This is a genomic window from Parvularcula sp. IMCC14364, from assembly GCF_030758415.1.
GTDB lineage: Bacteria > Pseudomonadota > Alphaproteobacteria > Caulobacterales > Parvularculaceae > Aquisalinus.
The window spans coordinates 3,345,315-3,358,184 of record NZ_CP132334.1 but is presented as its reverse complement, the minus strand read 5'-3'; the positions used below and the strand labels follow the sequence as shown (position 1 = coordinate 3,358,184).

The 12,870-nt window shown below is 55.6% G+C and carries 12 protein-coding genes; 6 read left to right on the top strand and 6 right to left on the bottom strand.

The annotated features are described in order from the left end of the window. Window positions 1–9 precede the first annotated feature (9 nt). Window positions 10–1,215, bottom strand: a complete 1,206-nt coding sequence (locus tag RAL90_RS15850) for a glycosyltransferase family 87 protein (protein ID WP_306252383.1) — start codon at window positions 1,213–1,215, stop codon at window positions 10–12. Window positions 1,216–1,218: 3 nt separating this feature from the next. After that, window positions 1,219–2,454, bottom strand: coding sequence for a glycosyltransferase family 87 protein (locus tag RAL90_RS15845; RefSeq protein WP_306252381.1), 1,236 nt, complete (start codon window positions 2,452–2,454; stop codon window positions 1,219–1,221). An 88-nt stretch (window positions 2,455–2,542) separates the two neighbouring features. Between RAL90_RS15845 and RAL90_RS15840 the strand changes: the two genes are divergently transcribed. Next, a complete protein-coding gene (locus RAL90_RS15840) occupies window positions 2,543–3,622 on the top strand; it encodes a glycosyltransferase family 2 protein (protein ID WP_306252379.1) in 1,080 nt (359 codons plus the stop codon). 42 nt (window positions 3,623–3,664) lie between these two features. Then, window positions 3,665–5,116, top strand: coding sequence for a DNA recombination protein RmuC (gene rmuC / locus RAL90_RS15835; RefSeq protein ID WP_306252377.1), 1,452 nt, complete (start codon window positions 3,665–3,667; stop codon window positions 5,114–5,116). A 16-nt stretch (window positions 5,117–5,132) separates the two neighbouring features. On the opposite strand, the gene rmuC (RAL90_RS15830) is transcribed toward rmuC (RAL90_RS15835), so the two are convergent. After that, a complete protein-coding gene (rmuC, locus tag RAL90_RS15830; RefSeq protein WP_306254064.1) occupies window positions 5,133–7,304 on the bottom strand; it encodes a DNA recombination protein RmuC in 2,172 nt (723 codons plus the stop codon). 151 nt (window positions 7,305–7,455) lie between these two features. On the opposite strand from rmuC (RAL90_RS15830), the gene def reads away from it, so the two are divergent. From def to truA, 3 genes are read left to right on the top strand one after another with little or no spacing between them, the layout of a single operon-like run. After that, the gene (def, locus tag RAL90_RS15825; RefSeq protein WP_306252375.1) at window positions 7,456–7,974 is read left to right on the top strand and encodes a peptide deformylase; all 519 of its coding nucleotides are present in this window, start codon (window positions 7,456–7,458) and stop codon (window positions 7,972–7,974) included. A 43-nt stretch (window positions 7,975–8,017) separates the two neighbouring features. Further along, window positions 8,018–8,959, top strand: coding sequence for a methionyl-tRNA formyltransferase (gene fmt, locus RAL90_RS15820; RefSeq protein ID WP_306252373.1), 942 nt, complete (start codon window positions 8,018–8,020; stop codon window positions 8,957–8,959). Between the two features lie 3 nt (window positions 8,960–8,962). Beyond that, window positions 8,963–9,715, top strand: a complete 753-nt coding sequence (truA, locus tag RAL90_RS15815; RefSeq protein WP_306252371.1) for a tRNA pseudouridine(38-40) synthase TruA — start codon at window positions 8,963–8,965, stop codon at window positions 9,713–9,715. Here the strand turns inward: truA and RAL90_RS15810 are convergent. From RAL90_RS15810 to dapE, 3 genes are all read right to left on the bottom strand, one after another. Beyond that, window positions 9,709–10,410, bottom strand: a complete 702-nt coding sequence (locus RAL90_RS15810) for a hypothetical protein (RefSeq protein WP_306252369.1) — start codon at window positions 10,408–10,410, stop codon at window positions 9,709–9,711. The two genes, truA and RAL90_RS15810, sit on opposite strands and share 7 nt — an antisense overlap. 132 nt (window positions 10,411–10,542) lie before the next feature. Then, window positions 10,543–11,154 carry a hypothetical protein gene (locus RAL90_RS15805; RefSeq protein ID WP_306252367.1) on the bottom strand — a complete coding sequence of 204 codons (612 nt, stop codon included), beginning with the start codon at window positions 11,152–11,154 and terminating at the stop codon, window positions 10,543–10,545. Continuing rightward, window positions 11,151–12,326 carry a succinyl-diaminopimelate desuccinylase gene (gene dapE, locus RAL90_RS15800; RefSeq protein WP_306252366.1) on the bottom strand — a complete coding sequence of 392 codons (1,176 nt, stop codon included), beginning with the start codon at window positions 12,324–12,326 and terminating at the stop codon, window positions 11,151–11,153. The genes RAL90_RS15805 and dapE overlap by 4 nt, the downstream gene beginning before the upstream one ends. Window positions 12,327–12,387: 61 nt before the next feature. On the opposite strand from dapE, the gene RAL90_RS15795 reads away from it, so the two are divergent. Next, window positions 12,388–12,858 (top strand): cupin domain-containing protein, encoded by a 471-nt coding sequence (locus RAL90_RS15795; protein ID WP_306252364.1) that lies wholly within the window; start codon window positions 12,388–12,390, stop codon window positions 12,856–12,858. Window positions 12,859–12,870 lie beyond the last annotated feature (12 nt).

Below are 12,870 nucleotides of genomic sequence, written 5' to 3'. Positions count from 1 at the left end.
TGCTTTCAACTAAGCCCTTAGATCGGCGCTTCGTAAAGGAATTGATAGATTTATTTCTTCAATGCGCAGCAAGATCAGAAACAATGTGCACAGGACAGCGACAAACCCGATCTGCACGGGCAGCAAGGGCTGTATCGTCGGCAGCAGCAGCAGACATGGCCACGTCAGGAGGAAAAAGGCTTTCTCCCCCATGCGCCAGCCATCTGCCTGCACGGCCAGCAACAGGGCGGCAAAGGGCAGGAGCATTGCTGTCATTTCATAATAATAGGCATAGGGAGGAACGAGAAGTCCGGCACAAACGAGAAGTCCGCCGCGCAACAGCATGTCATCACTGCGCCGCCAGACAACAGCCACAAGTGCCACAAGCCCGGCGGCAAAACACCAATGCAATAACATCGCAAGATCATGCGGCACACCCGCAAGGCCAAAGGCCGAATAGGGGGAGAGCATCCGGGCATAGGGATATAAATGCCCACCTGCCGCCAGGTCTCCGGTAACGCGGCCAAGGCTTTCGATGAAGGCCAGCCAGCCGGACACCCCAAACAGAAATGTACTGACCATGGCGAGCAGCACAGACAGGACGGCTGCCACAAAGAACGCACGCCAGCATCCTGCAGCCAGGTAAGCGATTGGAATCAGCACGCCAAGCTGCGGCTTGATGGTCAAAAGCGCCGCGGCCACACCCGCCAGCAGGGGCCGGGTTTTTGCCTGACTTGCTGCTAGAATGAACAGGCCGCCAATGAAAAAACTGTTCTGCCCTTGCACGGCTGCCGTCAACAGCATGGGAGAGGCGATCGCCAGCAACAAACCATACCGTCCGATGGGCAACAGGCGCAGACAACCCGCCATGAACACAAACCCCGCCAGCAGCCACAGAAGATAGGAAAGTTTGTACGGTAACAGTGCGAGCGGCGCGATAAACAGGAAATATGATGGGGGGTACTGCCAGGTCAGGCCATAAAACTCAATCGCTGGTCCGACCCCCTGTAATTGCGCTTCAAACCAGGCAACATCATACGCCTGCAATGCCTCACCAGCCAGCACCGCCTGCGACGCACCATAAAAGGCCATGAAATCGCCCCCCAGATGCTGCCCCATGATATTTGTAAAATCTGTACTGAGGAGCACCGAAAATAGAATGCCGCCATAAAAGACAGCCGCTGTCATCACATTGATGCGCAGTACGCGGTCTTTTTCGAGCAGATGTGACAGCATCGTTCAGGCAGCCACCCGCGCAGAGCGCACAGGCCAGAACCCTTCTGCAACATGTGCCCGGCGCAATGCCAGCCAGAGCAATCCCAACACAAGGGCGAGCCCGGCCTGCGCCCCGATATATTTTGAAAGGCCCGGCAGAAACAGCGGCGCCATCCAGACAAGAGCAATACCGATTTCTTCCCCCGGCAACCAGCCATCTTCAAGCGCACGCTTGACGATCACGATCACCGGCAGGACAAGCACCGTCATTTCATAATAATAGGCATACGGAGAGCACAAAAAGACTGCACTACACAACACAGCCGCCCGCAGGTCTGGCGCTTTTATCCTGCGCCAGACAAGACCCACAAGGGCCATCGTTGCAAGCGCGGCCAGCACCTGTGCAGCCATGGCAACATCACTGGGCAGGCCGGATTTATGCAGGGCAGCAAACACGGTAGGCATTTTATGGATCGGATAAACCGCATCCTTCACCCCGCCCCCGACATTGATAATGCTCTCGAAAAACGCCGCCCATGCATCCAATCCGAAGACGAGCACACTCGCGCACGCCAGGGCGATCGCTGTACCAGCCGCAGTGAAAAAGGCGCGCCAGCAACCAGCAGCAATAAAAGCAATCGGCAGCAGAACGCCAAGCTGAGGCTTGAAGGTCAACAAACCTGCCGCCAATCCCGCCAGAACGGGGCGTTTGTCAGGGCAGGCCGCCGCCAGCACCAGCAGCGATGCGGTGAGAAAACCGTTCTGCCCGGTAATGACCGCATTAAACATCACTGGCGCCGCAAACAAGATCAACAGCCCAGCCCATTTCAGGCGGGTAACGCGTGACAGTACAAAGATAAACAGCAGCATGGTGCCGCCAGACCAGATGACATAACCGGGGAAAAACGGCAGTACCGCCAGGGGCATGATAAAAAAGTAATAGGTAGGCGGATATTGCCAGGTCAGCCCGAAGCGCTCGCGCGGCATCGCATTATCAAGAAGATAGGCCTCAAAAACCTGCATCTGATAAATATCCGCTGCAAGCCCGTCCAACACCGCCCGCGCCGCCGCCCAGAATGCCACGAAGTCACCGCCAACGGGGGGACCCGCCTGCAGGTTCATGTCCTGTGCCGTGAAGATGGCATGGGCGTAAACGCCATAACTCATCAAAACGAGTATAACGCAGGTAATCAGCACCCGGTCCGGCGTCAGGACCAGCGTGCCGTTGATAGCGGGGATATTTTTCAGCCGTGAATACATCTTTAGTGTTTTTACGCCAGCATGGTGAACAAACACTTATGGCAATAAAAATTTGCCACCTGTACGGATTAACAAGCTGGTAAGTATCATGAATATTCCACAAACGTCCCTCACCCCCCGCACGGCAGAACAACCAAGCCTGCTGTCGATTGTTTGCCCGGCCTATAATGAAGAAGAAGTGCTGGCCCTGTTTCATCGTCGGGTGCGCAAGGCAATGGCGGACATCGGCCAGACCTTTGAAGTGGTCTTCGTCAATGACGGCAGTCGGGACACAACCCTGTCTCTCATGCAGCAGATTCGGGCGCGGCACCCGAACACGACCATCGTCGATCTCAGCCGTAATTTCGGCAAGGAAATCGCCCTGACAGCAGGTCTCGATGCAGCAAGGGGAGATGCCGTCGTTGTGATTGATGCCGACCTGCAGGACCCGCCCGAGCTGATCGGTGACCTGATCGAGGGATGGCGCGAAGGCTATGAAGTTGTGTACGCCCAGCGCGCGCAGCGCCTCGGCGAAAGCTGGCTCAAGAAAAAGACGGCTGCTGCCTTTTATCGCGTAATGCGGAATATAGGCTCCGTTGCCTTGCCGGAAAATACTGGCGACTTTCGCCTGATGAGCCGCAAGGTTGTCGATGCTGTTTGCGTAATGCGCGAGCGCCATCGCTTCATGAAAGGCGTCTTTGCCTGGGTCGGTTTTCCGTCCAAGGCCGTCATTTATGACCGCGACCCGCGCGCTGCCGGTTCCACCAAATGGAATTACTGGAAGCTATGGAACCTGTCGATTGAGGGACTGACATCCTTCACCATCGCCCCGCTCAAATTCTCGTCCTATCTCGGCTTTGCCACCGCTGCCTTGGCGATCGTTGCAGGCATTTATTACATGGCCAAAGCGCTACTGGTTGGTGATCCGGTCGCCGGCTTTCCCACATTGATTACGGTCATGCTGTTCCTTGGCGGCGTGCAACTCGCGGTATTGGGGGTCATGGGCGAATATCTCGGCCGTATTTTCAACGAGACCAAGGCACGCCCACTTTATTTTGCCAATATGGTCCTGCCCGCAGAGATGGCTGAAGATACGGTTGAAGCAAAGACTGAGAATGACAGCCCTGTGCTCAGTCATACCGGGGTTGCCGTTTCCGAGGGCGTCAGCGTACCCGCCTATCTGCGTTAATCACGCAGCAGGACGCGGGGCGAATCGGCTTAGGTCTTCAGAATGAAAAAGAACATTCTGGAAACAACCGTAACCTCCCTTCAAGATGGCAGCACCATGCCCCTTGGCTGGGCCCTGCTTGGCTGGGCCCTTGCCATTGCGCTTTGTGCCGCGTTCTTCATGATGCGTAACCGCCTCAACAGGCTGAACAGCGATCATCAGAGGGCTGCACTCGAACAGGCCCGCCTCAGCTCTCGGCTGGAAGAGTTTGATGCAACGCAGGACGCGCTCAATTTTGAACGCGGCCGGACAGCAGATCTTGAAAAAAAACAGGTCGAACTGACAACCCAGTTGCAGGAACGCGAGCGCCACCTGAATGAAATGACCCGTCGTTTCGAGAATGATTTCCAGGCAATCGCCTCCCGACTGCTCGGCTCAGCCCATGAGGCATTCCTTGAGCGGGCCAACGAGACTTTTGAGAAGCACAATGCTGCTGCGCAAAACAGCTTCGAAAACCGGCAGAAAGCTGTGGATGAGCTGATCAAGCCGATGCGCGAAACGCTGGGACGCTATGAAGCTGGCTTGCGGGAAATGCGCGACAACCAGAAGAAAGCGCAAGGCGAACTCAGTGGGCAGATTGAAGTGTTGGCGAAATCGGCCTCTAATGTGCAGACAGAAGCGGCAAAACTGGCAACCGCCCTCAAGTCCGGCTCGCGAACACGCGGGCGCTGGGGGGAAGAGCAACTTCGCAATGTTGTCGAAATGACTGGCCTCTCCGCCTATTGCGACTTTACGGAGCAGAAATCAGTACAGGACGGTGACAAGCTGAAAATGCCGGATATGGTTGTCAGGTTGCCGGGCGAGCGGGTCATTGCCGTTGATTCAAAAGTCTCGCTCAGCGCCTATCTTGATGCCGCCGGGGAAACTGATGACGCTGCACGGCAGGTGTTCCTGCTGAAACATGCCGAAGAGATGCGCGCGCATGTCCGGTCTCTGGCCTCAAAGGATTATGCCGGCGCCTTGCGCAAGTCTAATTCTCTGGACTTTGTTGTCATGTTTATTCCAGGCGAAAACTTTTTCGCCGCGGCGCTGGAGGCACGCCCGGAGCTGTTTCAGGAAGCCTTTGACAAAGGCGTTTTGATGGCAACACCAACCACGCTCATCGCCATTCTCAAATCCATAGCATATGGCTGGCGACAGGAAAAAGCCTCGCAGAATGCGCACAAGGTTGCCGGTCTTGCGCAAGAACTCTACGGCTCAATGCGGCTGATGGGCAACAATCTGACCGCCATCGGCAAGTCGCTCGAGACAACTGTCAAGAATTACAACAAAACGCTGGGTAACATCGAAGGCAGCGTCATGCCGAAAGCGCGCAAATTTGCTGAATATGAAATGCCGGGCACGGAAGAAGACCTCGCACTGCTCGAACCACTCGAAACTGATGTTCGCGAGCCACGGCAGGATCGTGACATGCTGTTCACGGAGGAAGATTTGCCGCGTCAGGCAATAAGCTGACGCGACAGGTCACAGATTAGCGCAGGTTATCCGGACGTGGATTTTTATCATCATAAAGGGTCGGCTGCCGCTGCCCCCTATCCCGCTGCTGGTCTGCTGAACGACCAGGCCATTCCGGCTTGTTGTCATACAGATGATCCATCAGTGCGTGATGCACCGCGTGACTGGAGGAAGGCTCAGTCTGCCGTGCTGTACCTGTCCGGGTGACGACCTTATTGGTCGCCTCAAGTAGTGAGCGTAACTCACCTTGCGTCTTCTCAAAATTTTCAGCCAGAACGCTGGCACGAGAACGCAAGGCTTCCACTTCAGACATGGCCTCATCCGCTTCACGTCTGACAGCTTCAGCAGTGCTGCGATCCTTGTTATCCCGCAGGACGCCGCGCAGTGTCTGCAACGTACCCATCAATGTAGATGGTGATACAATCCAGACCCGTGCCCGGAAACTGTCACGGACGAGATCCGGGAAGCGTGCATGAAGCGACGTGTAGATTGCTTCTGTGGGCAGGAACAGCAGCGCTGAATCAGCCGTTTCACCCGGCACGATATACCGCTCTGCCACATCAATAATATGCCGCAAGACGGAGCGACGGAAAGAATCTTCCGCTGCCTTGGCCTGCGCCGTACCCCGGGCAACATCTTCGCGCGCTGGCAGGGCATTGAAAGCGTCCAGCGGGAACCGCGTATCAATGACGATTGCGCCCGGTGGGTGCGGCAGGCGAATCAGACAGTCCGCACGGTTATTATTGGTCAGCAGCGCCTTGAATTCATAATCTTCCGGTGAAAGGGACGATCTGATGACATCGCTTAATTGGACATCTGCCATCACATCCTGATGCGCCCGGTCAATAATGGACTGCTCCAGTTTGTCGAGTTTGTTCGTAAACGCCTCAATACGTTCACTGATGCTGCGCACCTCTCCGTACACGTGAGAAACACTGTCCAGACGATCGTCAAGGATCTGCGTGATCGCCCGGATGCGCTGGCCCTGATTGTCCAGTGAAGACTGAAGTGAAGAAATCTTGCCTGTTATTTCCGGTGGCAGCCCAGCCACTGGCTGAATGCTCTCTTGTTGGCCCTGACGGGTCAGGTCAGCCAGATTCTCGATCTTCCGGTCCAGTGCGTTGATTATCAGATCAAGGCGGTTATTGTTCTCTGCCTTCATCGACGTGATCTGGCGCGTCATGTCTTCGCGCAGATGGTCAATGCGCTCAGCTTGATGCTGCTCCATTTTTTCCATATCTTCGCGCAAAACAGTTGGCGCTATATAGGGCCGGCTTCGGTATTCGTCCGTCTGGACCCGTTCGGGCTCAGCCCATTCAGGTTTGTCCTCCGGCTCATCCTCGGAAATACCTGAAAAGCTCATCGGTGAACGTGGTGTCGCAGCGAACGCATAGCGGACGTTGTTATCTGCCTGCTCAACCTCATCGTGTTCGACTGCCTGCTCCTCTTCCTCATGTGCCTCATAATGCGCAGCATAGTCAGTTTCAGGCTCGGCTTCTTCTTCGAGTTCATCCTCATCCGTCTGATCCGAACGACTGGTCAGGTGAATGATGTTCTCGCTGTCATGATAATCTTCCGGATAATCCTCAGAGGCATGGACTTCTGCGTCCTCGCCAGCGTCATGTTCATCTGTCGGTGCCTCGGCTTCCTCATGATATTCAAGAGATTCCTCATCATCATGATACTGGCCGGATGCGGTATCATCTGAAGATGAATAGAAGCCGTATTCCTGCGGTTCTTCGGAATCTGAAAAACTGGCCGCCGTGTCCAATACAGGCTCTTCGTAAGCTGCCTGCAAAGACTCGTCGTCACCATCTTCGGTTTCTTCTGTAACGATGGAAATTTCTTCGTCATGCACCGCGAACTGGTCCTCAAAATGCGGCGTGTCGCCAACATTTTCCTGTGCATCCCGGTTGTTGCGGACAATGCGGCCCAAAAACCAGAGCATCAGCAACGCAATCAGGATAATGACGCCGACAAGCACCCAAACCATGAGGTTGCCCCCACCATCCGCCGAACCAGCCTGCAAGGCGTTCGCCGCTGACTGAGCCTGGCGCTCACCAGCCTGCATCAACTCGTCCACCTCGTTTTCGATACGAGATTGTACATGACCCGACTGAAGAAAGCCGATAAAGGCGTCTCCCGGAACCTGGGCAATAATGTTCCGTCCACACTCAAAAAAAGACATATCTACCACGCGAATGTCCATATCCCCACTACACTAATGTAAATTTATAACAAATTTACGCAAAAAGCGAGCATACCGTTACCCATGGTTAAGCATGGATCGTGCCAGCCGCCTTGTTGACGAGAAGCCGTTTGGTTATTAGGTCGAAACCATGACTATCAGAGAAATATTAACAGCGCCTGATGAACGCCTGCGCGTTGTCTCCAAACCTGTCGACAAGGTGGATGATGCCTTGCGCAGTCTCATGGATGACATGCTGGAGACAATGTATGATGCGCCCGGCATTGGCCTCGCCGCCATTCAGGTTGGTGTGCCAATACGGGTCATTGTGATGGACCTGGCCGGGCCAGAAGAAGAGCCGGAACCGCGCTATTTTGTGAACCCGGAAATCCTGGAATCATCAGAAGAAACAAAGCCTTACGAAGAAGGCTGCCTGTCTGTACCGGAATATTACGAGGAGGTTGACCGCCCGGCAACCTGCACTGTGCGCTATCTGGATTATCACGGCAATCCGCAAACGCTCGAAGCAGAGGGTCTTCTGGCGGTGTGCATCCAGCATGAGATGGATCATCTCGAAGGCGTTCTGTTCGTTGATTACCTGTCGCGCCTGAAGCGGGAGCGCATTCTCAAGAAACTGAAAAAAGAACAGAAGCTGGCCAGCGCCTCCTGACGGTACGCGACGGGTACAAGCTATTTACAGAGTAGGTAAGAATATGCGCCTGGCTTTCATGGGCACCCCTGATTTTGCCGTGCCGGGGCTGAGCGAGCTTATCGCTGCCGGCCATGAGATAGCGGCAGTCTACACACAACCTCCGCGCCCTGCCGGACGAGGCCATAAGTTGCGCAAATCTCCCATCCACGAGCTCGCAGAGAGTTTTGGCCTTGAGGTGCGCACGCCCGAGAATTTCAAGTCTGCCGAAGACAAGCAGGCATTTCAGGCACTCGATCTCGATCTTGCCGTGGTTATTGCCTATGGCCTGATCCTGCCCAAAGCTATTCTGGAAAGCCCGCGGCTTGGCTGCATCAACCTGCACGGCTCTCTGCTGCCGCGCTGGCGCGGGGCTGCCCCTGTTCAGCGGGCGATCATGGCCGGCGACACGACAACAGGCGTTCAACTGATGCAGATGGAGCGCGGCCTCGATACCGGGCCAATTCTGCTCTCCGAGACTGTCGAGATTTTGGAAACAGATACAAGCGGCAGCCTGCACGACAAGCTGTCGCATATTGGGGCAAACATGCTGCCACGAGCGCTGGCAGCGCTGTCGCGCGATGGCCTTGTCCCGACCACACAGGCAACAGACGGGGTAACCTATGCAGAAAAAATCACCCCCGAGGAAGCGCGCATCGACTGGCGCCAACCAGCAGCCATGCTTGATTGTCATATCAGGGGACTATCCCCTTTTCCGGGGGCCTGGTTTGATCTGACTGACAGTGACGGCAAATCTGTGCGCTGCAAGGCATTGATGTCCCAAGCGCACGATAGAATGTCTGCCCAAAAGCCGGGCACAATCATTGAGGCCGATACCCGACTGATCGTCGCCTGCGGTGAGGGCGCTGTGAGTCTGAAAAAACTCCAGCGCTCCGGCAAGAGTGTTCAGGCAGTAGATGAATTCCTGCGCGGCTTTCCTCTGTCGCCCGGGCAGATGCTGGCCTGAACAATGCCACGCTACAAGCTGACACTCGAATATGACGGCACACCTTTCGTCGGCTGGCAGCGCCAGTTGAACGGATTATCCGTGCAACAGGTTCTGGAAGACGCCGCGCACAATCTCTCCGGCCATAGCGTCACCGCGGCTGGTGCCGGGCGAACTGATACCGGCGTCCATGCGCTTGGCATGACCGCACATCTGGATCTTGAAAAAAGCCTGCCGCCTCACAGGGTGCGCGATGCGCTCAACCATCACATGCGGCCACATCCTGTTGGCGTGCTGACTGCAGAGGAAGTCAGCGAAGACTTCCATGCCCGTTTTTCATGCTTTCACAGACATTATCTCTATCGCATCATCTGTCGGCGTGCGCCCCTTGCCCTTGACGCCAAAAGGGTATGGCGGGTGGGCTATGAACTGGATGTGGGTGCCATGCAGGCTGCGGCACAGCACCTGGTCGGTAAGCATGACTTCACGACCTTCCGCTCAACGCACTGTCAGGCAAAATCACCCATCAAGACACTCTCGACACTGATAGTTTCACGACATGCAGACGAGGTGCAGATCCGCTGTTCTGCGCCATCCTTCCTGCACAACCAGGTACGCTCCATTGCGGGCACGCTAGAGCGCGTTGGGGCAGGCCGGTGGCAACCGGCAAGCGTAAGAGAATCACTGGAAGCTAAAACGAGATCAGCTTGTGGACCGGTAGCACCGCCCCACGGGCTCTATTTTGTCAAGGCAGATTATCCGCCTTTTGATCAGTAATCAAAATCCGGGCTGGGCTGAAACGCTGAAGCGGGCAGGGAGACCTGTCCTTCTTCTTCCGGATCAGGCTCTGGCTCAGGTGGCGGGGCTGGACGCGCAGCGGCAGGGGCTGGCGCAGCTGAGGCCTGTGCCTGAGCGCGGGCATTTTCCATCTGCTGACGGTAGGCAACCATGACGGGGTGATTGTTGTTCGGATAGGCACTCTGCAGTTTCTGGCCACAGCTTACAGCCTGCTGCCCCAGAAAGTTCATTGCCTTGTTGATATCTTCCGGCGAGGTGGAACGGTTTTCGAGGTCGATACCCTGCTGCTTCGCGTCAGCAACCATTGGATCAAACTGGTCATTGACCTTGGCGGACAGGGCATCAGGCCCGACACCTGGCATGGCCTGCTCCAGCTCGCTCTTCCACATCAATACATTCATCGTGCTGGTGAAGTAATCCTGCGCAAGCTTCTCATCCAGCTGCTTCACATTGACCATGAACCACTTGGTGTAGTCTTCCTGTGTCGGGAACTGCGCTTTCATCTCATCAGGCATCTGCGAATAGACGGCCAGTCGCATTTCCGTCTGCAGTGCCGCCATGACAGCAATGCATTTTGATGATTCATCTACTGTAAAATTCGCGGCCTGCGCACTGACGGGTAGCAGACAGGCTGCTGTGCCAAGCGCGGCGAGCTTGATTGTCAACTTTTTCATGGTCACTCCTTCATACTGACTGAGGCCGACATCGGGCCGGTCCGTGACATTAACCAACTCTTTACCGGACTGCCTAGCGTCTGACCAGCCGAAAACTTGGTAAGGTCAGACAGTGGCATATGTGAGGCAGGCTTAATTGCCAGCAAACAGTCCATGTACCCAGACCCCAAGGTCAGCAATGGTCAGGCTCACAAGAAATGTTGCCAGAAAAATGATAACCAGCACCCCGACAGTCGGCCCAACGTCACTTTCCAGTGAGGCCCGGATCAACCGCCAGCGCATGACAAACCAGAATGCCTGCAATGCCAGCGAGAAAATAACGAGTACTTCCAGCGCCTGCGTAACCGATGCAAATACCAGAAAGACCATATTGAGAAGGTTCAGCAACAGCGCGGACCAGTTATAGGAAACGATCAACGGTGCCACACGCCCTCCGGCGCCTATCTGCCGGGCAAAACCAACCAGCAGGAACAGCGTCAACGCCCAGATGCTGAGGAAAATGACCGATTGCAGGGTCAGATCAAAAACCACCGGCAGGTCAGGCAGTTCCAGCTCTGGATTAAGGCGCAAAACGCTCTCTGCAAGGCGGGAGGATACCGCGACCACCACCAGACAGAGCGGGATCGCCCAGAAAGACCTGAAAACGCCATCTTCGGTCGTATCGAGTGTCTCGCGCCACTCCTCGTCCCGCAGCATGGCAATGACGCCCTGGAACTGCTGTTTGATATAGTCAGGCGAAATCATGACGGCTCGCTGAAATAATCTTGCAACAAGCGCAGATAAATCCGCTGCAGGCTGTGCATATCTGCGATGGACACACGCTCATTTACTTTGTGCATGGTTGCCCCGACCAGGCCAAACTCGGCAACCGGTGCGGCCAGATGCAGGAAGCGCCCGTCAGACGTGCCACCACTGGTGGAAAGCTCAGGCTGACGCCCGGTCACTTCCTTGACGATACGCGATATCAGCAAAGGGAAGCCCTCATCACTACTCAGAAACGCTTCACCGGAATGACGCCCTTTCAGATCCCAGCGAATGGTTCCGGCAGCAGCCTTGGTAATAATCTCGCGCAAATACGCATCCAGCCCTGCCCCGGTCCAGGTCGGGTTAAACCGGACATTGAAGCGCGCGCTGGCCCAGCCCGGGATCACATTCTCTGCCAGTGACGGCGTATTGAGGGCACTAATGACGAGATTGGACGGTTGGAAATGTTCATAGCCGTCATCCAGCGGCTGCGCCGTCAACGCCTGCAACAATGTCATCAGATGCGGTATCGGATTTTCTGCACGGCCCGGATAAGCGACATGGCCTTGCACACCGTTGACCGTCAGCACCGCGTTGTAACTGCCGCGACGCCCGACCTTTATCATCTCGCCCAGTTCCTGCGGGTTGGATGGCTCACCAATGATACAATGGCTGATCTCTTCCCCCCGTGCCCTCAGCGCCTCCAGCACTTTGCGCGTACCGTTTATCGCCAGCGCCTCTTCATCTCCTGTAATCAGTAGACTGATAGATCCTTTCGGACTTTCCTGCTTCAGATATTCAGCCACAGCAGAGACAAAGCAGCCAATAGCGCCTTTCATATCGGACGCGCCGCGCCCAAGCAGCATACCGTCCTGCTCCATGGCCTCGAAAGGTGGCACGTCCCAGTCTTCTGCGGCCCCGGGCGGCACCACATCTGTATGACCGGCAAAACAGAAATTTGGCAGCGATGTGCCCAGCCTCGCATAAAGATTATCAACCGGCGGCGCATCTTCATCAGCAAACATCATGCGCTCGCAGACGAACCCCAGCGCCTCAAGCCAGCCCTGCAAGAGGTCCAGTGCGCCATGATCTTCAGGTGTCACGGACGGGCAGCGGATCAGGGCCGAGGCAAGCGTTACCGGATCAGACCGGGTATGTATATCAGGCGTCATGTTTCCTCTTTAGGCCTTGCCGGTGTATCAGGTAAACTCAAACTTCGCTCAGGAGTGATCCATGCCAAAGATAGATATAGATGCCATTGATGTCCGCAAGACCTGCGCCTATCCGGCCCCGTATGCCAGCCATTGCGACGGCCGCGAGAAACAGGCGCTAGGGAATGCGGGCCACCTCGATCAGTTCGGGGTTAATCTGACCCGTTTGAAACCGGGCGCCGCCTCAGCTCATAAACACTGGCATGCGCGCGAAGATGAGTTCATTTACATGCTCAAGGGAGAAGCGGTGCTGATAGAAGATGATGCAGAAACCATCCTGCGCGCTGGCGACGCCGCAGCCTTCAAAGCCGGTGTCGAGAATGGCCATATGCTGGTAAACAGGTCAGGGCAGGAGTGCCTGTTTATTGAAGTTGGCAGCCGCATGGAGGACGATATTACATCGTATACCGATGAGAGTGTCGACATGCAGGCGTTCAAGGTTGATGGCGACTGGGAATTCCGGCGTAAGGATGGCACACCCTTTGAGGGATAATAAAAAAGGTCA